At 55.0% G+C, this 24,773-nt stretch carries 25 protein-coding genes and 1 riboswitch; of the genes, 11 read left to right on the top strand and 14 right to left on the bottom strand.

Features of this window, described 5'->3' with window-relative positions:
- Positions 1–5: 5 nt before the first annotated feature.
- The 3 genes from tssJ to PGR23_RS05740 form a co-directional block, all read right to left on the bottom strand.
- Positions 6–512, bottom strand: coding sequence for a type VI secretion system lipoprotein TssJ (tssJ, locus tag PGR23_RS05750; protein WP_047067583.1), 507 nt, complete (start codon positions 510–512; stop codon positions 6–8).
- A gap of 24 nt (positions 513–536) precedes the next feature.
- The gene (locus tag PGR23_RS05745; protein ID WP_015366552.1) at positions 537–1,031 is read right to left on the bottom strand and encodes a hypothetical protein; all 495 of its coding nucleotides are present in this window, start codon (positions 1,029–1,031) and stop codon (positions 537–539) included.
- Between the two features lie 646 nt (positions 1,032–1,677).
- Positions 1,678–1,992: a DUF2502 domain-containing protein gene (locus tag PGR23_RS05740; protein ID WP_015705463.1), complete on the bottom strand. Its 315-nt coding sequence runs from the start codon at positions 1,990–1,992 to the stop codon at positions 1,678–1,680.
- A gap of 280 nt (positions 1,993–2,272) precedes the next feature.
- On the opposite strand from PGR23_RS05740, the gene PGR23_RS05735 reads away from it, so the two are divergent.
- Positions 2,273–3,556 carry a glycoside hydrolase family 10 protein gene (locus PGR23_RS05735; RefSeq protein WP_396280101.1) on the top strand — a complete coding sequence of 428 codons (1,284 nt, stop codon included), beginning with the start codon at positions 2,273–2,275 and terminating at the stop codon, positions 3,554–3,556.
- A gap of 73 nt (positions 3,557–3,629) precedes the next feature.
- Here PGR23_RS05735 and PGR23_RS05730 read toward each other — a convergent pair whose 3' ends face one another.
- Positions 3,630–4,607, bottom strand: a complete 978-nt coding sequence (locus PGR23_RS05730) for an NAD(P)H-dependent flavin oxidoreductase (RefSeq protein WP_213797200.1) — start codon at positions 4,605–4,607, stop codon at positions 3,630–3,632.
- A 162-nt stretch (positions 4,608–4,769) separates the two neighbouring features.
- Here PGR23_RS05730 and PGR23_RS05725 point away from each other — a divergent pair, with 162 nt between their 5' ends.
- The gene (locus tag PGR23_RS05725; protein WP_289577639.1) at positions 4,770–5,654 is read left to right on the top strand and encodes a LysR family transcriptional regulator; all 885 of its coding nucleotides are present in this window, start codon (positions 4,770–4,772) and stop codon (positions 5,652–5,654) included.
- A 47-nt stretch (positions 5,655–5,701) separates the two neighbouring features.
- Here the strand turns inward: PGR23_RS05725 and PGR23_RS05720 are convergent, their stop codons facing one another.
- The 6 genes from PGR23_RS05720 to PGR23_RS05695 all read right to left on the bottom strand — a co-directional run bounded on the left by PGR23_RS05720 (position 5,702) and on the right by PGR23_RS05695 (position 11,085).
- On the bottom strand, positions 5,702–6,250 hold the full coding sequence (locus PGR23_RS05720) for an RNA polymerase sigma factor (protein ID WP_045414211.1): 549 nt from the start codon (positions 6,248–6,250) through the stop codon (positions 5,702–5,704).
- Positions 6,251–6,267: 17 nt separating this feature from the next.
- A complete protein-coding gene (locus PGR23_RS05715) occupies positions 6,268–6,690 on the bottom strand; it encodes a hypothetical protein (RefSeq protein ID WP_032714542.1) in 423 nt (140 codons plus the stop codon).
- A gap of 108 nt (positions 6,691–6,798) precedes the next feature.
- Complete coding sequence (locus PGR23_RS05710; protein ID WP_047079148.1) at positions 6,799–7,752, bottom strand: hypothetical protein; 954 nt, start codon at positions 7,750–7,752, stop codon at positions 6,799–6,801.
- A 66-nt stretch (positions 7,753–7,818) separates the two neighbouring features.
- Entirely contained in the window at positions 7,819–8,925 is a 1,107-nt protein-coding gene (locus tag PGR23_RS05705) for a DUF4056 domain-containing protein (protein ID WP_047079147.1), read from the bottom strand.
- Positions 8,926–8,991: 66 nt separating this feature from the next.
- Complete coding sequence (locus tag PGR23_RS05700; RefSeq protein ID WP_045394266.1) at positions 8,992–9,945, bottom strand: hypothetical protein; 954 nt, start codon at positions 9,943–9,945, stop codon at positions 8,992–8,994.
- 15 nt (positions 9,946–9,960) lie between these two features.
- Complete coding sequence (locus tag PGR23_RS05695; protein WP_047079146.1) at positions 9,961–11,085, bottom strand: BamA/TamA family outer membrane protein; 1,125 nt, start codon at positions 11,083–11,085, stop codon at positions 9,961–9,963.
- A gap of 257 nt (positions 11,086–11,342) precedes the next feature.
- A riboswitch (TPP riboswitch) is annotated at positions 11,343–11,446 on the top strand.
- A 67-nt stretch (positions 11,447–11,513) separates the two neighbouring features.
- On the opposite strand from PGR23_RS05695, the gene tenA reads away from it, so the two are divergent.
- The 6 genes from tenA to PGR23_RS05665 all read left to right on the top strand — a co-directional run bounded on the left by tenA (position 11,514) and on the right by PGR23_RS05665 (position 17,809).
- Positions 11,514–12,209, top strand: a complete 696-nt coding sequence (gene tenA, locus PGR23_RS05690) for a thiaminase II (RefSeq protein ID WP_047048500.1) — start codon at positions 11,514–11,516, stop codon at positions 12,207–12,209.
- Complete coding sequence (locus PGR23_RS05685; protein WP_063415345.1) at positions 12,206–12,931, top strand: ABC transporter ATP-binding protein; 726 nt, start codon at positions 12,206–12,208, stop codon at positions 12,929–12,931. Before tenA ends, PGR23_RS05685 begins: the two co-directional genes overlap by 4 nt.
- Positions 12,928–13,668 (top strand): ABC transporter permease, encoded by a 741-nt coding sequence (locus tag PGR23_RS05680; RefSeq protein ID WP_063415347.1) that lies wholly within the window; start codon positions 12,928–12,930, stop codon positions 13,666–13,668. Before PGR23_RS05685 ends, PGR23_RS05680 begins: the two co-directional genes overlap by 4 nt.
- A gap of 27 nt (positions 13,669–13,695) precedes the next feature.
- Positions 13,696–14,625, top strand: a complete 930-nt coding sequence (locus PGR23_RS05675; protein ID WP_396279677.1) for an ABC transporter substrate-binding protein — start codon at positions 13,696–13,698, stop codon at positions 14,623–14,625.
- A 307-nt stretch (positions 14,626–14,932) separates the two neighbouring features.
- Positions 14,933–16,318: a diaminobutyrate--2-oxoglutarate transaminase gene (locus PGR23_RS05670; protein ID WP_047048511.1), complete on the top strand. Its 1,386-nt coding sequence runs from the start codon at positions 14,933–14,935 to the stop codon at positions 16,316–16,318.
- Between the two features lie 9 nt (positions 16,319–16,327).
- Positions 16,328–17,809, top strand: a complete 1,482-nt coding sequence (locus tag PGR23_RS05665; RefSeq protein ID WP_163350955.1) for a pyridoxal phosphate-dependent decarboxylase family protein — start codon at positions 16,328–16,330, stop codon at positions 17,807–17,809.
- 67 nt (positions 17,810–17,876) lie between these two features.
- Here the strand turns inward: PGR23_RS05665 and PGR23_RS05660 are convergent, their stop codons facing one another.
- The 4 genes from PGR23_RS05660 to PGR23_RS05645 all read right to left on the bottom strand — a co-directional run bounded on the left by PGR23_RS05660 (position 17,877) and on the right by PGR23_RS05645 (position 22,324).
- Positions 17,877–19,067, bottom strand: a complete 1,191-nt coding sequence (locus tag PGR23_RS05660) for a cytochrome c biogenesis protein/redoxin (protein ID WP_315710535.1) — start codon at positions 19,065–19,067, stop codon at positions 17,877–17,879.
- Between the two features lie 88 nt (positions 19,068–19,155).
- Complete coding sequence (locus PGR23_RS05655) at positions 19,156–20,508, bottom strand: ATP-binding protein (RefSeq protein WP_396279676.1); 1,353 nt, start codon at positions 20,506–20,508, stop codon at positions 19,156–19,158.
- A complete protein-coding gene (locus tag PGR23_RS05650; RefSeq protein WP_045394241.1) occupies positions 20,508–21,245 on the bottom strand; it encodes a response regulator in 738 nt (245 codons plus the stop codon). The genes PGR23_RS05655 and PGR23_RS05650 overlap by 1 nt, the downstream gene beginning before the upstream one ends.
- A gap of 86 nt (positions 21,246–21,331) precedes the next feature.
- On the bottom strand, positions 21,332–22,324 hold the full coding sequence (locus PGR23_RS05645; protein WP_396279675.1) for an alpha/beta fold hydrolase: 993 nt from the start codon (positions 22,322–22,324) through the stop codon (positions 21,332–21,334).
- A 245-nt stretch (positions 22,325–22,569) separates the two neighbouring features.
- Here PGR23_RS05645 and PGR23_RS05640 point away from each other — a divergent pair, with 245 nt between their 5' ends.
- From PGR23_RS05640 to pqqB, 3 genes are all read left to right on the top strand, one after another.
- Positions 22,570–23,589, top strand: coding sequence for a dipeptidase (locus PGR23_RS05640; RefSeq protein ID WP_396279674.1), 1,020 nt, complete (start codon positions 22,570–22,572; stop codon positions 23,587–23,589).
- Between the two features lie 138 nt (positions 23,590–23,727).
- Positions 23,728–23,799: a pyrroloquinoline quinone precursor peptide PqqA gene (gene pqqA, locus PGR23_RS05635; RefSeq protein WP_002905689.1), complete on the top strand. Its 72-nt coding sequence runs from the start codon at positions 23,728–23,730 to the stop codon at positions 23,797–23,799.
- A gap of 54 nt (positions 23,800–23,853) precedes the next feature.
- On the top strand, positions 23,854–24,771 hold the full coding sequence (pqqB, locus tag PGR23_RS05630) for a pyrroloquinoline quinone biosynthesis protein PqqB (protein WP_213797189.1): 918 nt from the start codon (positions 23,854–23,856) through the stop codon (positions 24,769–24,771).
- Positions 24,772–24,773: the final 2 nt, after the last annotated feature.

Raw genomic sequence — 24,773 nt, 5'->3', positions numbered from 1 at the left:
TCGCGCTATTGCTGCACGACGCGGATCCCGTTAACGTCAAGATATAAATTAGCTTGCAGTTGATCTGCCGACAGTTTCCAGAACTGCCAAAAAGGAGTTTCGCCAGACGTTGGCAGAGGAAGAGAAATGCGCCACTTTTTACCATCCAGAGATTGGTATTCCGCCATCACTCCGATATAACGCGCCTCCGGCGAGCTCTGCCCGCTGAGTTTTTTTGCCAGTTGACCCGGCATAAGGAAAAATTCATCGCTGTTCAGCAAGTTGCCGGCGAGAATTTTTTGCGCGTTATTTTGTAAGGAGTAGAAATCGGCGGACATGAATTCCGCATCGGATTTCAGCACTAACACTCTGACCTTTAATGGCGCAGAACTGTTAATTTGCGGGTGGGCCTGGAACTGAAGATTGTATCGGGCAGGGTCGCTGTGTGAAGACGAACCACATCCACTAACCAACGTAAAAAGAAGCAAATAAAACGCCAGCATGACCTGGCGTAAAAGAGAGTTATTATTCATACGGTGTCGCTCGTAAAGGCGGGATTAATCCAGAATCCAGGTACCGTTATTGCCGTTTTTGCAGGCTTTGGTATTTCCGTCGACGCTCACGCAGGTCGCTTTCTTACGCGCCTTCGGGCGCTTCGACTGTTCGCGGACCGTTTTATCATACAGTTCACTTTTGACGACGGCATTGGCCGGAGCATAGCCAATTAAATTTTCCTGACCTTCATTGGCTAACGCTATCCAACCGTCCTGCGCCTGGCCCAGGGCGATATAATTAGCACCAGGAACCAATTGCACAATCACTTTGCCGCCATATCCGGCCTGGCTCATTACCGCGGCAGAATACAGCGCGCGATATTCTGCGTTAATCGGGGTAAATTCCGTTGGCGGAACAACAATATGGCGATGGGTCAAATTGACGCCGTTAACCTGCGTGGTTTCAATGGTGTCATCGGTAATTTGCGGCTTCGGCGGCGCTTCGCACCCTGCCAGTGAAACCGCAATCATAGCGGCTAAAAACACTCGCGTTTTCATATGCTTTTCCATTGCAATGCTATTATTTTCTTAAGGGTTATCTCTGCTTGAATAACAAGTCTGAATATCCTTAATCACTGTGCGTAAAAGGGTTCCCGATGTGATATGGGCATAGCTACCGCACGAATCTTCACCGCAGTGGATCCCTATATTACATTTCATTAACTATCACCACACAATTTTACAGATCGATCGAGTCAATTCAACACGCAATTTCGGCTCGTAGTTATGGGTGGTTAGCGTATTTAAATTTTTAGGATTAATCTCACCCAAGCTTTTAGCGCAGAAAAACGAACAATCGCCAAAAAAGTGTAATACCAAAGACCATACAAAATAAAGTGTAATTTAACTATATGATTTAAAATATATATTTAATTATTTTGCAAATCGGATTTTTCATTCGCTGTGAATATGGAATAGTCTTAAAAAAGATTTAGCGGTAAATTCGCCCACCAATCTTGGTAGGCTACTTTTATTTTTATCAGGCAATACTGACGCTGTAAAAAATCACGGTGATATTTGACAATATTACGGGAGGCCTCTAAAGGCAGATTACGTATAACGTCTACAGCAGCGAATAATGAGTTGAATCTTAGAGGGATGAAATGCAGTAACTAAAACGGAGCCCGATGGCCCCGTTGTCGTTTTAGTGATGATGATTCTTGTGGTGTTTATAGTATTCTTTCTCACGCTTCTTCGCGTCTTTACGACCGTCGTGATAGCCCTTCTCGTAGGCTTTACGCTGTTTTTTCTCTAGCTTTCGCCAGTGCTTGTCACGATATTCATAATGACGATGCCAGTAGTCTTTATCACGCCAACGGCCACCGTCCCAGTAATGACCGTAGGAATCACGGTCGCCTATCTGCAGTTTAATAGCCGGTAAAAGCGTAATCTCTTCGGCCTGGGTGACGATCGGTGCGGATGCCAGCAAAACGGCGGCCAGCAATAATATTTTTCGCATCGGATTCTCCTTAGCTGTGCGTCTCGTAATATGTTGTAACACAACTGACCAGCTAATTATCCAGGTTAATTCTGCTTTTTCAGCTAAATGCTGTGAAAGGTTGTCGTTAGCTCTGCACGTTATGCGTACGGATACCAGACAAAAGGCATTTTATTTTTCTTTACATCGGAGCGCGGCTTGCCCTGGTGGGGGAATCATTAGACAATGTGATTTTTCAAGCGTCTACATGCCTACGGGAGTAATGATTATCGCTTCTCGTCGCCTCCTCTCCGTCACCTGCATGACCCGGCTCGGCGCGGTTGCTGCCGCCGTATTGCTGCTCGTGACTTGCACCAGTAAAGCGCCAAAATCGCTGGTGACCGCCAGCAAACCGCCCGTTGCGCAAAAATCGGCAAAAAATCAGCAGCCGGTGCGCGGCGTCTGGCTCACCACGGTTTCCCGTCTCGACTGGCCGCCGGTGGGTTCAATTATCGCTAGTAGCCCGGAAAGCCGTATCAGCCAGCAAAAGCTGGCGCTGATCGCCAAACTCGACAATCTACAACGCCTGGGCATCAATACCGTCTTCTTCCAGGTTAAACCGGATGGCACCGCGCTGTGGGAGTCCCACATCTTGCCGTGGTCAGACATGTTGACCGGCAAAATTGGCGAAAATCCCGGTTACGATCCGCTGCAGTTTATGCTCGATGAAGCGCATAAACGCGGGATGAAAGTTCACGCGTGGTTCAACCCGTATCGGGTTTCGGTCAATACCAAACCCGCCACCATCGCCGAACTTAACCACACCCTGACTCAGGTCCCCGCCAGCGTATTTGTCCTGCACCGCAACTGGATACGTACCGCCAGCGATCGCTTTGTTCTCGATCCGGGGATCCCGGAGGTCCGAGACTGGATCACCAGTATCGTGGCGGAAGTGGTGCAAAACTATCCTATCGATGGCGTGCAGTTTGATGACTATTTCTATACTGAAACACCGGGATCGATGCTGAACGATAATCAAACCTATCAGCAATATGGTCAGGGTTATGCCTCGAAAGCCGACTGGCGGCGTCATAACACCCAACAGTTGATAGCGCAGGTCTCGCAGACCATCAAGAAACTGAATCCGCAGGTTGAGTTTGGCGTCAGCCCGGCGGGGGTATGGCGCAACCGTTCCCACGATCCGGCCGGTTCTGACACCCGCGGCGCGGCGGCCTATGATGAGTCCTATGCCGATACCCGCAGTTGGGTTCAACAAGGGCTGTTGGATTATATCGCGCCGCAGCTGTACTGGCCGTTCGCCCGCGATGCCGCGCGCTATGATGTGCTGGCTAAGTGGTGGGCCGATGTCGTGAAACCCACTCACACCCGGCTCTATATCGGCGTGGCGCTGTATAAAGTCGGTGAACCGTCAAAAAATGAACCAGACTGGATGGTCGGCGGCGGCGTGCCGGAGCTGAAAAAGCAGATCGACCTCAATGAAACCACACCAGGTATTCAGGGGACGATTCTGTTTCGCGAGAACAACCTTAACCAGCCGCAAACCCAGCAGGCGGTTCAGTATCTGCAGCAGCGCTGGGGGAGCTAATTTGTGCTAATCACCCTCCCCGTTGTGCGAACGGGGAGTTTCTGTTTTCCGCCTGAGAGCGCAGCGGTTGAGATTAAACCGTCAGTTCATCCACTACTTCCGCGACGCTCTTGACCTGCTGAATACTGCCGATGCCGGTTCCCAGTGAAATGTAACCTTCATCAGTGTTGCCCTCCAGCATGCCAATCCGTAGGCCGCGCAACCCGCCCATTTCCGCGGCTATGATTTCATTACTGGCGCCGGATTTATCTAACGCCACCAGTCTGGCGGCTAATTTGCCCGGCAGCGAACGATAGTAATCCGGCAATGTGCGAAATAGCAGCAAATCCAGGCCGTTAGCTTGCACGATCATCTCTTTCACCGATTGCGGCACGCGGCTCTCGGTGGTGCTGATAAACACGGAACCGGCAAATACCCCCTGCGCGCCCAGCGCGTGGGCGGCCCTGGCGGTGCGCCGGTCGGTAATCCCCCCAGCCGCCAGCACCGGCACGCGCTTCACCGCATCGACAATCAATGGCACGATAGAAAACGTTCCCAATGCCGTCCCCGGAAGCGTTCCTCCTTCGTCGAACCCGGTGGCGACAATAACATCAGCGCCCATCTCCTCGGCCTCGCGGCTGTTTTCCGGCGTCGGGTTAATATCACGATAGATAATGTTGATCCCGGCCTGCTTAAGAGAAGCAAACAGCGCGGGAATGATAGCCCCTTGACCATAGCCGGTATAAACCACCGCTTTAACCCCCTCTTCTTTTACTACCTCTACAATCGGCGGCGTCCAGATATCGTTTTCAACCGTCGGAATGAGATTGACGGCAAAAGGTTTCTCGGTGAGTAATTTCGTTTTACGGATCTCTTCACGCATCTTTTCTGCCGTTTCCTGCGGCGTCGAGACGGCGGTTTGCGCGGTTAAACCTGCGTTCGGCCCTAATACGCCAAGCCCTCCGGCATTACTGACGGCGGCGACCAATCGGGCGTCGGTCAGCCAGGATAGCGGCCCCTGAATGACAGGTTTTTCAATACCGAGAATATGGCTAACAGAACGGTTTTGCATGATGCGACTTCCTTAGTGTGTTTTCTGGCGCTTAGCGCTGGGATGAGGACACTGTAGGCCGCTTTATTGTTTGGAAAAATAGTAAAAATTATCCTTCACTGTTATTAAATAAGTAATAATCAAAAAGAAATACCATGTTGTCATCGGAGCGCATCGGCACAAATGAACTTAAATCTTTTTGAATCTATTAAGATTTTTATCGAGATCATCGAGTCTGGCAGCTTTACGCGCGCCGCCGAGAACCTGCAGATCCACCGCCCGGCGGTCACGAAAGCGCTACAGCAGCTGGAGCAGCACTGCGGCGTTCGGCTGCTGCAGCGTACCACCCGACAGATCCACCTCACCCCTGATGGCGAGGCGTTTTATCGTCGTAGTAAACCTCTGCTGGCGCAGGCCGACGAGCTGATGGAATCTTTCGCCCCGCAGCGTCCGCTGCAGGGTCAACTGCGCGTCGATATGCCTATCGCCCTGGCGAAGTTAGTGGTCGTACCGAATCTCCCCGCCTTTTATCATCAGCATCCGGAGCTTGAAATTGTGCTGAGCAGCTCCGACCGGCGGCGGGATATGCTTCGTGAGGGCCTCGATTGCGTTCTGCGCATCGGCGAACTTGAAGACGGTGACTATATCGCACGTCATCTCGGTACCGTCGGTATGAAAACCTGCGCCAGCCCGGCTTACCTGGCGAAACACGGCGTTCCCACAACCCTTGACGACCTGCAGCATCATCAGGCGATCAACTGGCTGAATAACAGTAATCATCAGACCATGCGCTGGGTGTTTCAGACTGACGCCGGACCGCAGACTCTTGCGCTGGCCGGCAAACTGGTGGTGGATAATTCAGAGACGTACATCGCCGCCGGTTTGGCTGGGCTAGGCATTATGCAGGGCCTGGATCTTTTCCTGCACCCCTGGTTGAAGAGCGGGGAGTTGGTTGAGGTCCTGCCGAATAATCCGGTTCCCTCCAGAAAATTATCGCTTATCTATCCCCATCGTCATGTATCACGCAAGGTGCGCGTCTTCGCCGAGTGGCTGGCGACGCTGTTATAGAAATAAGGATACAATAAAGCCCGGCGCGATATGCCGCCGGGCATGAGTTAAGGCGAGGTAAGTTCATCGTAAAGCGTTCGCAATCGGCTGCGAAGAAAGAGTACCGCTTTGTGTTTACGCGACAGCCACGCCTGCTCGCTGGCGCCGCTCTCTGCCGCCAACTCCCTGTAGCTATAGCCCTGCAGTTCGGTTTTCTCGAAGGCTTCTCGCTGCAGCGGCGGCAACTCCGCCAGCGCTTCAGTTAATGCCTCCCACAGCAGTTCTTTAAGGTATGCTTCCTCCGGCGTCTGCGCGACGCCAAACAGCGTTTCCGCCAGCTCATCCTCGGCAGAGCCGCCATCGCCATCCTCATCGCTGTCGAATGTTAATGGCAACTCGCGCTTCTTGCGCGACCGATCGGTCATTTCATTACGCGCCGCCCGGAATAACCATGCCGCCACGTTCTCCACCGGTTGCTCGACTTTCATCAGTTGCAGGGTAACTTCCTGCAGGATGTCATCGGCATCGTCACGTACGGCGGTTCTACCGCGAATAAACGCCCTTAAACGCGCACGACAGGCGGCAAGCGCAGACAACAGCCGTGATTCCCCCGCCATCGTGTTGTTTACCTCGTTCACTCGGCATCCGGCGTCTTCGCCGAGGTGTTATCGTCAGTCGGTTGCCCGCCGCGACGTTCATGCCAGCCGCAGCGGCCGTGATGTCCGTGGCGACCAAAACGTTGAGCAAACTCCTCTCGCTGCTCCGGGGTCATGGTCATCCAGCGTTCATGCATGCGTCGACGCGCCTGCGCCATACCAAACATACCGCGATGAAAACCTAAACCGCCAAACAAGATACGGCACAGCGCCAGCAACCCCAAAGCCTGCCAGAAACCGATGCTTTTCACCCCGAAGATAGCCGGCAGCAAGGCGTTCCATAGCGACATCACGACCAGACTCAGTACCACAACAATCGCCACGCCGATGATCAGCGGTCGCGCCAGTCTATGGCGACCAAAACCCTGGTGATGATGCCCGTGTCGTTCAAAATCTCTCATCGTCAATTACCTCATTAAAATGTATGTATCGAGGTAGACGAATCAGCGAAGAAAATATTGCCAATAAAAATGAAAAAATAACGCAATCACGAAAACGGGCAATAGCACTCAGAAACTCATTGCTAAACCGAGACCATAACCTTCGGTGTTATTACCGAACATGTAGCGGGCCACCAGTCGGGTGCGGGTGATAAATACCGGATACTGGCTACTGTCAAGTTCCAGACCAATACCAAGCGAACTCAGGCTATCAAAGCCGAGTTCACCGCGCTGGTCGCCGAGATACATGGTATGGGCGCCTTCCAGCACATAGCGCACCGGGCTTTTCAGCAGCGTCCAGTCGGCAATCGGCGCGCGTCGGCGAAGGTAGATACCCAGATTTTCGGCACTGGCCTGCCCCTGTACCGCTTCAGATGTGCTACCGAAGGTTTGTAAATTCATCGCGGAATAGCGCGCCTCTATATCAATATCCTGCGTTTTGGAAAACAGTTCATAATCGAGCATTAGCGACCCGCCCAACCCATAGGCGTTCAGTCGTCCACCATCGAGGAAGCGAATATCGGCATCGGTTTTACGTTCGAGCGCCCAGCGACCAAGACGCGCATCACTGGCCATGGTGCCCAGCATCATATTGAAGATAGGCCGTAGTACCAGTTTTCCGCCCCAGCGGTCCTGATACAACGGAAAGTCCCAGCCGACGCCGCCGGTGGCGGTCAGACTGTTCCATTTGGTCGGGATGGTACGACTTTGGTCGCCATCGCTGATTACAAATTGTGGGTCGTAGCGGCTATAACCCATGGTGCCTTCCAGATAGAGAGGAAAACTGTTGCTCAGCGTTGCGCCGCCGCCGAATTGGGTGATGGTGAGTTCGTTTTTCTCATTGGCGCCGGAACCAATATTCAGGTCGCTGGCGGTTACATCAGGCACCACGGTATAACTCATTAAGGTGAGCACCGCGTCCGCACGCTGCTTTAGCCGACTGCCGTCGAGGGCATAGCCTGCCTGGCTGACGAATAGCACCGCCAGCAGTAGCCAGGACGCGCGCGGAACGACAAATACCATGGTCTGATGCTACCTCAACGGGGGGATTAGTTTGATTGAGTATAGCCAGCAGTGACCAATCGTTAGTTATTTTTCAATACGCTGCAGTTGAATGGCATCCGCCTGCTGCGCTTTATCAGCAAGCTGCTGGAACTGCTGCGGAGAATAAAAATTTTGCGGTGCTGGTAGCGACTGCATATCCTGCCCTGGATGGATTTGCAGTTGACCTAGTTCAGCGAGCGTAAACCCGGCAACTTCCTTTGGCATCGTCAGACGATACGGCGGCGTGCGTTCAAAAGGAACCGGCGTTGGCAGGCGATTTTCGCTGAGATCGTAATTCCGCTTCAGTACCAAAAATTTGTCCGGTACCCTGCGCTTACTGTTCCACCAGTCGCCGTCAATCTCGCGAAACATCCGTTCCGTCTCACTTTGCGGCGCGACCAGCAGTTTGACCAACGCCTGTTTTAACGCCGCTTCCATCGCCCGGTTGTAGGCATCGACCGAACCGGCTTGCCCTTGCAATATGACGTTGATCGCCAGACGTGCGCCCAGCAGATTGGAGTAGAGATCCTCCGGCGAAAAGGCGGAAATCTCTTCCGAAAAGCCCGGAACCGATTGGAAGCCATACCATTGGGCGATCTCATGCCATTGCGCAATTTCAAAGGCCAGATGGCCGGCAAGCCACGCGGCTATCGTATATCGCTGCGGCATTGAAGCCGGCGGCGTAAAGGCATTTAACTGGACGCGGCGGACGCCCAGCTCCTCGCTGTAAAAGATACGTCCTGGCTGGCCGAGCGTGGGATAAATTCGGCTGAATAAATAGAAGGTGTAATCAGCGGTATCGCGCACATGGGCAATATCAATAAAGCCGCCGCGGCGGGTATAGATAAGGCCATTGTGCTCATCGCTTAAGCCAATCAGATTTTTAACCGCGCCGAGCGCGCTATCGTTGTAATGATGCTCACCTAAGGTATCGAGCGTCAGCACATTGCCAATCTGATAAACCGGGATCGGCACGCCAATGGCGCGCACCCGCAGATCGAACCCGAAGGCGCAGCATGGGCGCAGCGATTCCGGCGGTGACAGTTCACCCACTACCGGGCTGACATGATTAACGGGAATCGTCGGTAATACCGGGTCCTGGGCAAATACCGAAAAAGCGGCTGCCCATAACCACCACAAACTCTTACGCATCAAAAGCGTTCTCCACCACACAAAAACAGCGCGCATCATACTCGCCGATGACTACGCGCCGTTAAGTCAAAAACGGTATTCGCCAGCGACAAAGAAACTATTGCGCTCGTTAAAGCCAAATTCGGTTAGCACATTGAAGTTACGCGTGATTTCGTACTGGGCGCCGATCAGCATATTCCACGGTGAAGTGAGTTTCTGTTTGACATCAAACTTGCCGTCGCCGTCTTTATTGACCGCGGCAATCAATGGTTGCAGCTGTGGCGGCATATGCAAATCAGCAAGGTTGCCTTTGAACTCCTGTTGCACGTCCTGATACATACTGCCAACCCACACGCTGAGATGCGAAGGGCCAGAAATCCCCTGTAGATCAAATCGATAACCCACGCGAGGTGACACTGTCACGGCAGAGATGCTGCCGTCGAGAATATCAAAATCGGTGCGGGTGTAGTTAGTATCGACGAGGGCAAACCAGTTCTCATAGCCGCCAGCCAGCGTGAACCCGCCCCCCCAGGTAGTACCTTTGAAATCAAGGACAAAATCGATGTTTTGCAACTCGCCGCTTTGGTTGAGGTTATGCACCGCGCCGGCGATGATGCGATCCAGACCGCGGTATTGCGTCGGGTCAGCATCGACCGACACATTCGACACCGACGAACCGCGGGTGTGGCCCAAAATTCCGTAGACATTAAGGAATGGAAATACCCACATATCGAGACGCAGGTTCTCAGTTTTGCTCTTCTCCCGCGTGTGTCCGGCGTCAATGGCGAACATATCGCTGGGGATTGGATGGTTACCCAGCTTCAGTCCGGAAAAGGTGATGCTGTCGACCATAATATCCTGGCGCATATTCATATAGCTGAGATTGACGCCAAACGGCAGCGGAATGGAATAACCGCGGGCGCGGGCTTCGTCGCCCCATATGGGAAAGTAGCTATCACTGTCGTCACTTTCCGCCGCACAGGCATTCCACACGGCGCCAGAGGTTAATAGCAGCGTAATGACGGTTGTTTTCCATCTCATTTTTTATATGTACCTTTACAGTCCGGAACCCACATTAAAATAGACCGCCTGTTCGTGTTCGCTGAAGGCGACATCGACGCCGGTAAATAATCCATACTGACGGGCGACCAGATAACGAAAACCGGTGCCCCACGCCACTTCGTTTTGCTGCCACAACGCCCCGGCTTCGTCAGCGGCGCTACCGACGCCGACAAAACCCTGCAGGATCCAGCGCGGCGCAAATTGCCAGGCCAGTTGTGTCTGGGCGACAGCGACATAATCGCCCTGATAGCGAAAACGCGAGATGCCACGCAGTTCGATGTAAGGCCGGGCCATTGGCGTCAAGTGCTTGTCATGATGAGTTAGCGACTGATAATTCGCCGCCAGCGCCAGGGTTAAGGTCGGCGCCAGCGGGATAAAGTATTTACCATCCAGCGACAACTGATTGTAATGATAGTCGCCGCCAAGCAGAGCGCGGTAAAAACGGTACTCGCCCTGTAGCGATAACCCTTTCTTAGGGTAGAAAAAATTATCGGTGGTGTCATATTCCGCCACCACGCCCAACGCCGAAGAGGTGCTTTTCTCCCCCAGCACCCGCTGCCACACCTTGTTAATCACCTGATTGTCCGCGGTCACATCGGTATGTGCATAGAATTGCGAGGCGCCAAGAAAAACCGGCGAGTCCCCCACGCGGAATAACAGCTTTTGTAAACCGCCAAAACCTTTGGTATGGGTTTGCACCGCCACATTTTTGTTAAAACCGGCAATATCGCCCGAATAGATATCGAGATTGACATTGGCGTAGCCCGCGCCAACCAGGTAACGAATCCGGTCGTGATTCCACGTATGGCGATGCGCGGCCCCGATGAACCAGGTGCCATTTTGCGTCCCGCCGCCGCCGAACCCGGTTAGCGCTGGTGGAATAAAACGATCGCCCTCGCGGGAGCCTTTACCATGCAGAAATAAACCAAACAGACCGCCGCCGTAGCCGATAGCCGGCTCGGTGATCATTACCGGCACCGGCAAAAAACCGTACGGGTTATCCTGCAGATACTGGCTCATATCAAGCATGCCATCTTCAGGATCGAACAATTGGGCGGCTCGAGACACGTCAGGCGCAAGGGCAAGCATCAGTAAAAGAGTAAGGCCTGCCAGCTTCATGCGGTCTCCAGCACTGACGCATTCATAAGGGGATATTAAGGGAATGTGCTAAAAATATATCGTAAGCCCTTGTTCTTCGCCAACTTACCCTCGCCTTACTTTGCTTATTTTTGGATAAAAAAGCGTGGTTAATCACACAAATTGATAAATGTTATTTATCGATCTGGCGCATAACCACTCAAATGTGACAGTGTCACTACTATCGACGCTTTTTACCTTGTCACCGTTGTAATCAAAAAGTGAATGACGTATAACATGTCGCAACCGAGGGGTGTCCCGTGAGGGCTGAGATGGCGTAAAAACCGAACCCTTTGAACCTGATCTGGGTCATGCCAGCGAAGGGACGGGTCGGCATGTTCGCCAGTTTTCAGTTTTTACCTGTTCACACTTCTGCACGCCCGGATCTCCCCTTATTTTCAGGAGGTCCCATGATGATTCCCGCTTTTACCCAAGGTCTTTACGGTCGACTGCGTGAGCAGGCCGGTGGCGAGTGGCAACGCTACGTATCGCACCCCTTCCTCCAGCAATTAGCCGCGGGCACGCTGCCGCAGGTAGCCTTTCGTCATTATTTAACCCAGGATTATCTGTTCCTGATCCACTTCGCTCGCAGCTACGCCCTGCTGGTCAGCAAACTTCGCACGTTGCCGGAGATGCGCGCCGCCGCCGCCTCGATGAATGCCATCCTTGCTGAGCTACCGCTACATGTGGGCTATTGCGAGCAATGGGGGCTGAATGAAGACGCTATGGCCCTGCAAAGCGAAGCGATGGAAACCGTCAACTACACGCGCTACGTTCTGGATATCGGCCACGCCGGCGACGCGTTGGATCTGCTGGCGGCGCTGCTGCCCTGCGTTGCGGGTTACGCGGAAATCGGGCTCGGTCTGCTGCACAACCCACAAACCAACTTGCACGATAATCCCTATGCTTCATGGATCCGCAACTACGGGGACGAGAGCTATCTTCAGGGCGTCAACGCGGCGATCGGCCTGCTGGAAACCCTCTGGCAACAGCGCGGCGCGGAATCACGGTTCGCCGGACTGAGCGACATATTTACTACCGCTACCCGGCTGGAAGGCAATTTCTGGCAGATGGGTCTGAATGCCGCCGGGCAGGTCCAGGCGTGATGGCGCCAGGCATTCACGTTCGCGATTTATGCCTGCGCTTTGGCACACGGACTATCTTTCGCGATCTCGCCTTTGATATTGCCGCCGGGCAATGGGTGTCGCTCCTTGGCGCCAGCGGCGCGGGCAAAACCAGCCTGTTGCGTATTATCGCCGGGCTGGCGACGCCAACCCGCGGAACCGTTGTCGCCAGCGATGGCCTTCCCGTCACTACGCGACTGGCGTGGATGGGTCAAAAAGATCTGCTCTATCCGTGGCTTAACGTGCGGGAAAATGTCGCCCTCGGCGCCAGGCTGCGCGGTGAGAAGGTCGACAACACCCGCGTCAACGAGCTTCTTGAGCAGGTAGGACTGGCCTCCTGCGCTGATGATCGCCCTGCCGCGCTGTCCGGCGGGATGCGCCAGCGCGCGGCGTTGGCGCGCACCCTCTATGAAGATCGCCCCATTGTGCTGATGGATGAACCGTTTTCCGCCCTCGATACCCTCACCCGCACACGCATTCAGAGCCTGGCCGCGCGCTTACTGACCGGACGAACCGTGGTGCTCATTACCCACGACCCGATGGAAGCCTGCCGCCTCAGCCATCGGCTGCTGGTGCTTTCGCCTGATGGTGAAATTGATGATAGCCATCATTTAAGTGGCGCTCCGCCTCGCGCACCGGATGATGGCGCGCTGTTGGCAAGTCAGGCGCAGCTGCTGCAGCAATTGATGAGGGCGAACGGATGAGGGGCAAGTTACTGCGCGGGAGCAGCGTCTTTTGTGGTCTACTGTTGCTCTGGCAACTGGCGAGCAACAGCGGCATTCCCGCCTTTTTGTTACCTTCTCCGGCGGCGGTCGCTGAAGCGCTGTGGAATAACCGCAGCTATCTGGCCAGCCACACTCTGGTCACCCTAAGCGAAATTCTCAGCGGAATGGCGCTCGGCGTCGCGCTCGGTATGGTGCTGGCGCTCTGTATGACCATGTCGCCGCGATTACAACGCTGGTTGATGCCGCTGGTACTGACCAGCCAGGCCATTCCGGTCTTCGCCCTCGCACCGCTACTGGTGCTGTGGTTTGGTTTTGGTATGAGCGCCAAGGTCATGATGGCGGTGCTGGTTATCTTCTTCCCTGTTACCTCGGCTTTCTTTGATGGTCTGCAACGGGTCAATCGCGACTATCTCGATCTGGCCCGTACCATGGGCGCCTCCTTTGGCGCTCAATTGCGCCATGTCCGGCTCATGGCGGCGCTACCCGCGCTAGGTTCCGGCCTGCGGATGGCCGCCGCCGTCGCCCCCATCGGCGCGATTATTGGCGAATGGGTCGGCTCCGCCGAGGGACTCGGCTACGTAATGCTGAATGCCAATGCCCGCCTGCAAACCGATATCTGCTTCGCCGCCTTGTTCATTTTAGTGCTGCTGACCATCGCGCTGTGGTTGGCGGTCGACGCCTTTTTGCACCGGCTGATCGACTGGTCGCCGGAATAACTTATCAACAGATAATAAGGAAGAGATATGCGTATACCTCTGTTGGCCGGCCTCACTCTGCTGGTTTCCGGTCAGGCATCGGCAAATGAAAAGCTGACCCTGGTACTGGACTGGTACATCAACCCGGATCATGCGCCCATTATGGTGGCGGAACAGATTGGCGCCTTTCGGGATGCCGGGCTGGATGTCAACATCATCCCCCCTTCCGACCCGGCGCTCCCTCCGCGCCTGGTTGCCGCTCGCCAGGCGGATTTAGCGATAACCTATCAACCGCAGGTTCACTTCTTCGCCGATGAAGGACTGCCGTTGGTTCGAGTCGGTACGCTGATCCACTCGCCGCTGAACACAGTGATTGCGCTGGATCCGCGCATCAAATCTCCGGCCGATCTACAAGGTAAAAATGTGGGATATTCGGTGAGCGGTATTGAACAGGCGACCCTGGCCACCATGGCGCAGCACGCCAACATCGACCCTGACAGCATCAAACTGATCAACGTTAACTTCCAGCTCACCAGCGCTCTGCTGGCCGGCCAGGTTGATGCCGTTATCGGCGGTTATCGCAATATCGAAGCGCTGGAACTCAAACTGCAGGGCAAAAAACCGGTGGTCATGAACGTGGAAGACTATGGCGTGCCCGCTTACGACGAACTGGTGATCGTGGCAAACAAGGCCGAGGTCAACGCCCCTAAAATCAAAAAGTTTCTCGACGCATTACAGCAGGGCGTGAGCTATTTGCGCGCCCATCCGCAGCAAACCTGGCAGCGGTTTGCTAAAGAGCATCCGGAACTCAATACCGAACTGAATCAGCAGGCGTGGTTGCAGAGCGTGCCGCTGTTCGCTACCGATCCGGCAGCGTTAGATAGGCCCCGCTATGACGCGTATGAACAATTTTTATATAACAATAAGTTGGTGAAAAAAGTAACACCTTTAGCAAATTATGCGGTTGAACTGCGTTAAGTAACCATAAAACTGACGGAAGTATTTCCGTCAGTCATTCAGCGAAGCGGTAATAAAAATATATAGACTTTCTCACTAATAATTACACTTTCCATGGTTTTAAAAACAATCGAAATTTAGCTTTTAAATCAGCTAATTATATTGACACCCCTGTATGTAATAATGACGTCAAAATAGCGCCATAAATTAAAGATTGAATGCGGATTTAAAAAGCCATATATTGTGCGCGCTTTATGAATGCCGATTCAATTTTCTAAACCTTTTTATTCAACCAGAGTTCAAACGTAACGCTGGTTGTGGGAGTGATATGATGACGGATAAAGTCCGTATTGATACTTTAAGTGCAGATTTATTGGACGCGAACAACGAAACCTTTTTGGCCCGTCAGGCTGAATTCGAATCGAATGTCAGGAGTTACCCTCGCAAGTTGCCGCTCGCCATCACCAAAGCCGAAGGCGTTTGGCTGACCGATGCGGATAACAAACAGTACCTGGACTGCCTCGCCGGCGCCGGGACCCTCGCTCTGGGCCATAATCATCCTGAAGTACTGCAGAGCATCCAAAGTGTCATTACCAGCGGCTTGCCGTTACATACCCTCGATCTGACAACACCGTTAAAAGATCGCTTCTCTGAATACCTGCTCTCCTGCCTGCCGGGCGAAGGGAAAGAGTATTGCCTGCAGTTCACCGGTCCTTCCGGCGCTGACGCCGTTGAAGCCGCGCTGAAGCTGGCGAAAAAATACACCGGCCGTACGGCGGTGATCAGCTTCTCCGGCGGTTATCACGGGATGACCCACGGCGCGCTGTCCGTGACCGGCAATCTGTCGCCAAAAGCGGCGGTCAACGGCATGATGCCGGAAGTCCAGTTTATGCCTTATCCGCACCAGTATCGTTGCCCTCTTGGTATCGGCGGCGAAGCGGGCGTGAAAGCGCTGACCTACTACTTCGAAAACCTGATCAACGACGTGGAAAGCGGCGTTCGCAAACCTGCTGCGGTCATCCTTGAAGCCGTACAGGGCGAAGGCGGCGTGAACCCGGCGCCGGTTGAGTGGCTGCAGCGCATCCGCAAAGTCACCAAAGAGCACGGCATTCTGCTGATCATCGATGAAGTTCAGGCAGGTTTCGCCCGTACCGGTAAATTCTTCGCCTTCGAACACGCCGGCATCGAGCCGGACATCATCGTGATGTCAAAAGCCGTCGGCGGTGGTCTGCCAATGGCGGTTCTGGGCATTAAGAAAGAGTTCGATGCCTGGGAACCTGGCCACCATACTGGCACCTTCCGCGGCAACCAGCTGGCGATGGCCACCGGCCTGACCACCCTGCGCCACCTGCGTGATAACAAGATTGCCGACAAAGTCGCCGCCCAGGGCGAGTGGCTGAAAGGCAAACTGGCGGAAATGCAGAAACGCTATCCGGTTATCGGTCACGTTCGCGGTCTCGGTCTGATGATCGGTATCGAAATCGTGAAGCCGAACGAGGCGCAGGATCATATGGGTTGCTACCCGGCTGACGGTGAACTCTCCGCGCTGCTGCAGAAGAAATGCTTCGAAGCGGGCCTGATCCTGGAACGCGGCGGCCGTCACGGTTGCGTACTGCGTCTGCTGCCATCTCTGCTGATTAGCGATGCGGAGCTGGAAGTATTCCTCGATAAGTTTGAACAGGCCCTGCTGGCCGCCGGCGTAAAACCGGTCTGAGTGGAGTAAGTGACCGCAATGTCCAAATTGAATCCGATTCTGGCTGGGTCCGCGGCAAGCATTGACGCTTACCAGCAGGTCATTTCCCAGACCAGCCAGGCGGTTGCGCAGTGGCTGCAACAACCTGAAATGTATCAGGGGAAAAGCGTTGATGAACTCCGTGAGCGCATCACCCTTGATTTTAACGAACAGGGTCTGGGCAACCAGGCGGCGATTGAACGTGCGATCGAGTACTTCCTGAAAGACAGCCTGTCGGTGCATCATCCGCAGTGCGTGGCGCACCTGCACTGCCCGAGCCTGGTTATCAGCCAGGCGGCGGAAGTGCTGATCAACGCCACCAACCAGAGCATGGACTCCTGGGATCAGAGTCCGTCGGCGACCATCATCGAGATGAAACTGATCGAGTGGTTGCGCGCGCAGGTCGGTTATCCGGCTGGCGATGCTGGCGTCTTCACCAGCGGCGGCACCCAGAGCAATCTGATGGGCCTGATGCTGGCGCGCGACGCCTTCTTCGCTCGTCAGGGGCATTCCATCCAGCAGGATGGTATTCCGGGCGACATTCGGCAGTACAAAGTGCTGTGCTCGGAAAACGCCCACTTCTCGGTGCAGAAGAACATGGCGCTGATGGGGCTTGGCTACCGCTCGGTCACGTTGGTGAAAACCGATGAATTCGCCCGTATGGACGTCACCGACCTGAAGGCCAAGATTGCGCAAGCGCAGGCCAACGGCGAGCAGATCATGGCCATCGTCGCCACCGCCGGTACCACCGACGCGGGCGCGATTGACCCGCTGCGTGATATCGCCGGTATCGCGGCGGAGCACCAGATCTGGCTGCACGTTGATGCCGCGTGGGGCGGCGCGCTGCTGCTGTCCGAGCAGTATCGCGATTACCTCGACGGCCTGGAGTTAGTGGATTCAGTAACCCTGGACTTCCACAAGCAGTTCTTCCAGACCATCAGCTGCGGCGCCTTCCTGCTGAAAGAGGCGCGTCATTACGAGCTGATGCGCTATCAGGCGGCCTATCTGAACTCCGAGTTTGATGAAGAACACGGCGTTCCGAACCTGGTCTCCAAATCGCTGCAGACCACCCGCCGCTTCGACGCGCTGAAGCTGTGGATGGGGCTTGAGGCACTGGGGAAGAAACAGTACGCTTCAATCATCGATCATGGCGTGACGATGGCGAAAAACGTCGCGGAGTTCATTCAGACTCAACCAACGCTGGAGCTGGTCATGCAGCCGCAGCTGGCAAGCGTGCTGTTCCGCTCACGTCCGGCGCAAATGGCTGGTAGCGATACCGCCGCGATCGCCCTGCTTAACCAGCGCGTGGGCGACGCCCTGCTGGAGTCCGGCCGCGCCAACGTCGGCGTGACCGAGCATAACGGCGTAACCTGCCTGAAGCTGACGCTGCTCAACCCGGTGGTAACGCTGGAGGATGTGAAGGTCCTGCTGAGCCTCGTTGAACGCACTGCCCAGGAACTGCTGGCGAAATAAGACGCTGCCGATTAGCGAGTGTCCTGCAAAGCCGATAACTGCTGTTATCGGCTTTTTTATTTCCCTCTCACGTCCGCGCTTCGCGCAGCAGTTGTTGGATCACCTGCTCCTGACGGGCATAACCGCCTTCGCCAAAGGCGGTATAGCGCAGTTGTCCCCGCGCGTCGAAGAAATAATGCGCCGGCCAGTACTGATTACCAAACGCATTCCAGATGGCGTAGTTGTTATCCGCGACAACCGGATAGTTTAGCTGCCGCTGGCTGACCGCTTCACGAAGCTGCGGCAACGATCGTTCCCACGGATATTCCGGCGTATGTACGCCAATCACCACCAGCCCCGCATCGCGATACTTATTGGCCCACGCCCGTACATAAGGCAGCGTATGCTGACAGTTGATGCAATCGCGGGTCCAAAAATCAATCAGCACCACCTTGCCCTTTAACGCCGCCTTGGTAAGCGGTGGGCTATTAATCCATGCGGTGCCGCCGTGCAAATCCGGCATAGCGCTGGTTGGCCGCGGCGCGACGATCGGCTCCAGCCGAACCCGTTGCGGATCCTGCGGCATAAACGCGCTGAGCCGCTGCTCCAGACGATGGGTTAAACCGCTGGCGCCCTGCAGATAACGATCGCTGCCGCTGGCGATTAACGCCACCGCGGCCAGCATCGCCACGCCAGCCAGTTGGCGCAACCGCCCACTTATCACCTGACCACCGCGCAGACAGGAAATCAGCCGCGCGCCGAACCACCCCAATAGCAGCAACATCAGCGCGCATCCGCTGGCATAGGAAAGCAGCAAGATGCCGGTCGTCACTGAATTTCCTTGCAACAACGCCAGGCTAAATATCGCCCCCAGCACCGGTCCCGCGCACGGCGCCCAAAGTAGTCCAATCGCCAGTCCGGCGAGCACTGAAGCGAGCCCACTGCCATAACGATAGCTCTGTTGGTTAAGTTGATTACCCAGCGCCACCGCTGGCGATCCGAGCCAGCCTGCAACGCGTGATGACAGCAAACTGATGGCCACAACGACCAAAAAGCCCAGCGCCAGCCAACGCCCAACGATAGTCAGATTGACTAACCACCCTGTTGCCGCCGTGGCCAGCAGCGACACAGCGGTAAACATCAACCCCATACCGAACAACAACAAGATCAGTTGTCCCCTACGCCCGCTAACGCTGGCAAACACCAGCGGGATCACCGGTAAGGTACAGGGGCTGAGCAGCGTCAACATACCGGCCAAAAATGCAATCACAACAGCCATGATCATTCTCCTTCGCAACGTTGCCGAAGTGGCAACGTCAGCATTACAACAGGCGATTGTATGGCGGATATGTCCGTGAAACGGCGGTTTAGTATAGGGATTTATCTGCAGTTGACGTGGATACAGAAAGATACAAAGCGGCGGTATTGAGACGTACCCGCGCCTCAAGACCGCCCTGTTGCAGATTATGCAGGGTCAAACTTCCCTGCATCTGTCCGGCGAGCTGGGCGGCGATTGCCAGCCCCAAACCGGTACCGCCGGTATCGCGATTACGTGACTGCTCGAGGCGATAGAACGGCTGCAGTACGGCGGTGAGTTCTTCTTCCGGGATGCCGGGGCCATCATCAGCAACGTGAATGATAACATCGCCATTCGGCGAATAACTCAGGCTGATTTCTACCTTTTCGGCGTATTTCAGCCCATTATCGATTAAATTACTCATGATTCGCCGCAGCGCCTGCGGCTGAAGCGCCATGACGTCCGCCCCTTTAGCGGCATGAAAACTGACCGCTTTACCGATGTCGGCATAATCACAGGCGATGCTATCCAGTAATGCATTGAGACTCATCCGCTGCGGCGCTTCTGCCAGCGGTTCGGCCGATCGTGCCAGCGCGATGCCTTCACGAACTAGTCGGGTCATGCTATCGAGATCCTGTAACAGCTTATCGCGGAGTGCCGGTTGGTCAGCCATCTCGACCCTTAGCTTCATACGGGTAATCGGCGTCTGTAAATCGTGAGAGATCGCCGCCAGGATCCGCGCGCGCTCCTGCAAATGGTCCTGTATTCGCTTTTGCATCGCGTTGAAGGCGCGCGCCGCGCGCTGCACCTCCTGCGGCCCCTTCTCGGCCAGCGGCCCTGCCGCCGGAGTAGCCGGTTGCAGCGTATCAATGGCGCGGGTAAAACGGGCCATCGGCGCAACCACCTGGCGGACGGCGTACCAGGCGCAAAATAGCAGTAACAGAAACTGCGCGACCAGCACCAGCGGCAGCCAACGCGCGATGGCCGGCAGCTTTGGCCACAGGTCAATGCTCAGCGGCGCGCCGTCGCGCAGGGTCACGTGGGCCTGAATATGTTCGCGCGGTCCAGGGACGGCGACAATACTCACAGGATAGCGACCGCTCAGAGCTTCCTGTAACGAGCGTACCGCATCGCGGGTACGCCAGCTGGTGGGATAGTCGCCAGTTTGTCCAGCAGACAGCTGATAGCGGTAGTTACCGCGCGCCAGACGCGGCAACCAATGCGGGCGTTCTTGCGCCGGAAGACGATCAAGAATAGCCACGCTGGTGGCGACATCGTATTCAAGGTTGCCCAGCATGACGCTACGGGCGCTGCTCATGCGTTCGTAGAGCAGAAGCGATAGCGTCAGGGCATTCGCAAGCAGCAGAGCGAGAAAAATCATCAACATTAAGCGCGACTGCAGTGACGCCGGCCACACTTTCATTATCGCGCCTCGCGGATCGACACCGGCACTGACAGCACATAACCCTCGCTGCGCACGGTTTTGATATAGGCGGGCTCACGCGCGTCCTCCCGCAGGCGCTGACGCAGGCGGCTCACTAACAGATCGATAGACCGTTCAAACAGTTCGGCATCACGCCCTTGGGTAAGATTCAACAACTGATCGCGGTTGAGCACCCGTTGAGGATGATCAAGAAACACCCGCAGCAGGCGATATTCCGCCCCGCTTAGCGCCACAATTATGCCACTCTTGTCCAGTAGATGCCGCGCTGAGGTATCGAGCTGCCAGTCGCCAAAGGCGATAAGCCTGCCGGCTTCGCTGATTTGTAAATTGGGGGGAAGCGCGCGGGCGCGGCGTAAAATGGCTTTAATCCGCGCCAGTAGCTCCCGTGCCACGAAGGGTTTCACCAGATAATCGTCGGCCCCCATCTCGAGACCAAGTATACGGTCGCTATCTTCGCTACGCGCGGTCAACATCAGCACCGGGATATCCTGTTGGCCATCATTGCGCAACTGGCGACAAAGGGTTAAACCATCATCGCCGGGCAGCATGATATCGAGGACAATCAAATCGATTTGATGGTTTTTAAGTACGGACCACATCGCTTTGCCATTAGCTGCGCCGCTGGCGCGATAGCCCGATTTCTCCAGATAACCCACGATCAGTTCGCGGATATCGCGATCGTCATCGACAACCAGGATGTGGTCAATACGTTCCAAAGGCGTCTCCTGCGGAAAAATAAGCTCATGAAAAGCATATGCGGCTTCTCCGCAAGCGCAACTCTGCGTTTGCGCCGCGGTGAGGCTTATAAACGATCGGCGTCAATAACCGCCTGAACAAATTCCGCTGGCGCCTCCTGCGGCGGGTTATGTCCCACTGCGCCTTTGAAATCCCGATGCTCATATTTACCGGTGAATTTCGCCCGATAGGTATCCGGCGCCGGATGCGGCGCGCCATTGTTTTCCCCCTCGATGGTAATTGTGGGTACGCTAATCGCCGGCAGTTTCGCGAGTCGCTGTTCGTAAGCCGCATATTTCGCTTCGCCCTGCTCCAACCCCAGGCGCCAGCGGTAGTTGCTGATGGTGACGGCAACGTGATCCGGGTTATCCAGCGCTTTCGCGCTATTGGCGAACGTGGCCTCCGTGAATGTCCACCGCGGCGAAGCCTGATGCCAGATAAATTTGGCAAAGTCATGGGTATTTTGCCGGTAGCCTGCTTCGCCGCGCGGGGTGGCAAAGTAGAATTGATACCACCACGACAGTTCCGCTTTCGGCGGTAACGGCTTCTCGCCAATTTGCTGGCTGCTAATCAGATACCCGCTCACCGATACCAGCGACTTAACCCGCTGCGGCCAGAGCGCCGCGACGATATCCGCTGTACGCGCACCCCAGTCAAAGCCGGCGAAATCCGCTTGCTTAATTTTTAGCGCATCCATCAGATGCACAATATCAGCCGCCATCGCCGATGGCTGACCGTTACGCGGCGTTTTAGCCGACAGGAAACGGGTGGAGCCGTAGCCGCGCAGATACGGCACGATGACCCGGTACCCCTTCTGCGCCAACGCCGGGGCCACCTGCGCGTAGCTTTGAATATCATACGGCCAGCCGTGCAGCAAAATTACCGCCTGGCCATCGCGTGGCCCCATATCGACATAACCGATATTCAAGTCCCCGGCGTTGATTTGTTGCACCTTGTCGAAAGCGCCTGCGTCTTCAGCAGCGCACACGCTGGCGGACCACAGCGCGGAGAGACACAGCGCCGCCGCGCTGACATGACGGATTGCGGATAATCTGTTCATCCTCATTTCACCTTTTATCTGGAAGCGTTAAGCGAGTACGTGAACAGTTAATCAGGCCTGTGTATCCCGCATGTGTGGGATTTATCGTGTTTTTGCATCGCCATGTATGAGGGTTGTCGATTGATACAGTGTGATACAAACGCCAGATTTGGCGATTGTTGCTAAGTTGTGAATTTCCACTTGCCGCAGCGAACAAATCAGTTACCGTGTCAGGCATTTCCAGTACAACCAGCAGAGGGAGCGCTATGGCGATTTTTGATGGTCACAATGACCTGCTGCTCAATTTATGGCTTCACCATCGCGAAGATCCTGCAACCGCTTTCTTTGCCGGGATTGAGAACGGTCATCTCGACTATCCGCGCATGCAGCAAGGCGGATTTGCCGGCGGGCTATTCGCGCTATTCGTGCCGCCGCAGGAGTATATTGCCCGTATGGCGCCGCAATACGCCAGCCAGCGGTGGGAGCCGATCGCTATCCTCTGGCAGCAGCTGGCCATCCTGAAGCAACTTGTCGCGCAGTCCGCTGGACGCTTGAGATTGTGTCTGAGCGCGGCGGATATCGAACGCTGCCGCCAGGATAATGTACTGGCAATGGTGGCGCATATTGAGGGCGCCGGGGGTTTTGATGGCGAGGGCCACGACCTGCAGGCCTTCTATGCCGCCGGGGTACGCAGCATTGGACCGTTCTGGAATATTGCTAACCGCTTCGGCAGCGGCGTTAATGGTTCGTTTCCCGGTAGCCCGGATACTGGGCCTGGACTGACAGCGGCAGGTATCCATCTTATTAAGCAGGCCAATGCCCTGAAGATGCAGATTGATGTGTCTCATATGAATGAAAAAGCATTCTGGGATACCGCCCATCACTCGACGTCGCCGCTGGTAGCCACCCACTCCAATGCCCATGCGCTATGCCCGCAGCCGCGTAATCTCACCGATGAACAACTGCGGGCAATTCGCGACAGCGGCGGCGTGGTCGGCGTCAATTTCGGCAACGCTTTCCTGCGCGCCGACGGCAAACGCGATAGCGATACCCCATTGCGTACCATCGTTCACCATATCGACTATCTTATTAACATCATGGGCGACGATCACGTGGCGCTGGGGTCCGATTTTGACGGCATCACGCTACCGGACGAATTGGGCGATGTGAGCGGTTTACCACGGCTAATCAACGCATTGCGCCATAGTGGTTATGAACAATTGGTGCTGGATAAACTGCTGTGGGGCAACTGGCAAAAGGTATTAAAAAATGTTTGGCAACAATAGGTTATATTGTAAACGCAAGGTTAAATACTTACATGTTGCCGGTTGACCTTTATCCCCCTGAGGGGCAATATTTGATTGCCATCACAAAACCGACACAACCGACGTTGTTGATGTCGCATTTTTATAGAGGAAAAAACGATGTGGAAGAAACCTGCTTTTATTGATTTACGTCTGGGTCTGGAAGTGACGCTGTACATTTCCAACCGCTAATCGCTCCGCCCGCCGTCCGTGCGGGCATTTTGTTTTTTTATCTGGTCCGTCTTCATGTTTATAAAAGTCCTCGGTTCCGCCGCTGGCGGAGGCTTTCCGCAGTGGAATTGTAACTGCGCCAACTGTCAGGGTCTGCGCAATGGCACGATTCAGGCCACTGCTCGTACTCAGTCTTCCATTATCGTGAGCGATAACGGTAAAGAGTGGGTGCTGTGTAACGCCTCTCCCGATATCAGCCAGCAAATTGCCCATACGCCAGAGTTAAATAAACAAGGCGTTCTGCGCGGCACGCATATTGGCGGCATTATTCTTACCGATAGCCAGATTGACCATACGACCGGGCTGCTGAGCCTGCGCGAAGGCTGCCCCCATCAGGTATGGTGCACGCCGGAGGTACATGAGGATCTCAGCACGGGTTTTCCCATTTTTACCATGTTACGGCACTGGAACGGCGGCCTGATTCACCATCCTGTCACTCCGCTGAATAGTTTTACCGTTGACGCCTGTCCCGACCTGCAGTTTACCGCCGTCCCCATCGCCAGCAATGCGCCGCCCTACTCGCCGTTTCGCGATAGACCGCTGCCGGGCCATAACGTGGCGCTGTTTATCGAAAACCGACGCAACCGCCAGACGCTATTCTATGCGCCGGGGCTTGGCGAACCGGACGAAGCGCTCTTGCCGTGGCTGAAAAAAGCGGACTGTCTGCTGATTGACGGCACCGTATGGCAGGATAATGAACTGCAGGCTGCCGGCGTCGGGCGCAATACCGGTCGAGATATGGGCCATCTGGCGCTTGGCGATGAACACGGCATGATGGCGCTGCTGGCCTCGCTCCCGGCGAAGCGCAAAATTCTGATTCATATCAACAATACTAATCCAATCCTTAACGAGCAGTCGCCGCAGCGTAACGCCCTGACGCAACAGGGAATTGAAGTGAGCTGGGACGGAATGCCTATCACGCTTCAGGACTAACT

Source organism: Klebsiella sp. 141162 (assembly GCF_050600755.1).
GTDB lineage: Bacteria > Pseudomonadota > Gammaproteobacteria > Enterobacterales > Enterobacteriaceae > Klebsiella > Klebsiella aerogenes.
The sequence above is the reverse complement of the archived record's forward strand: the minus strand, read 5'-3'. Positions and strand labels throughout refer to the sequence as shown.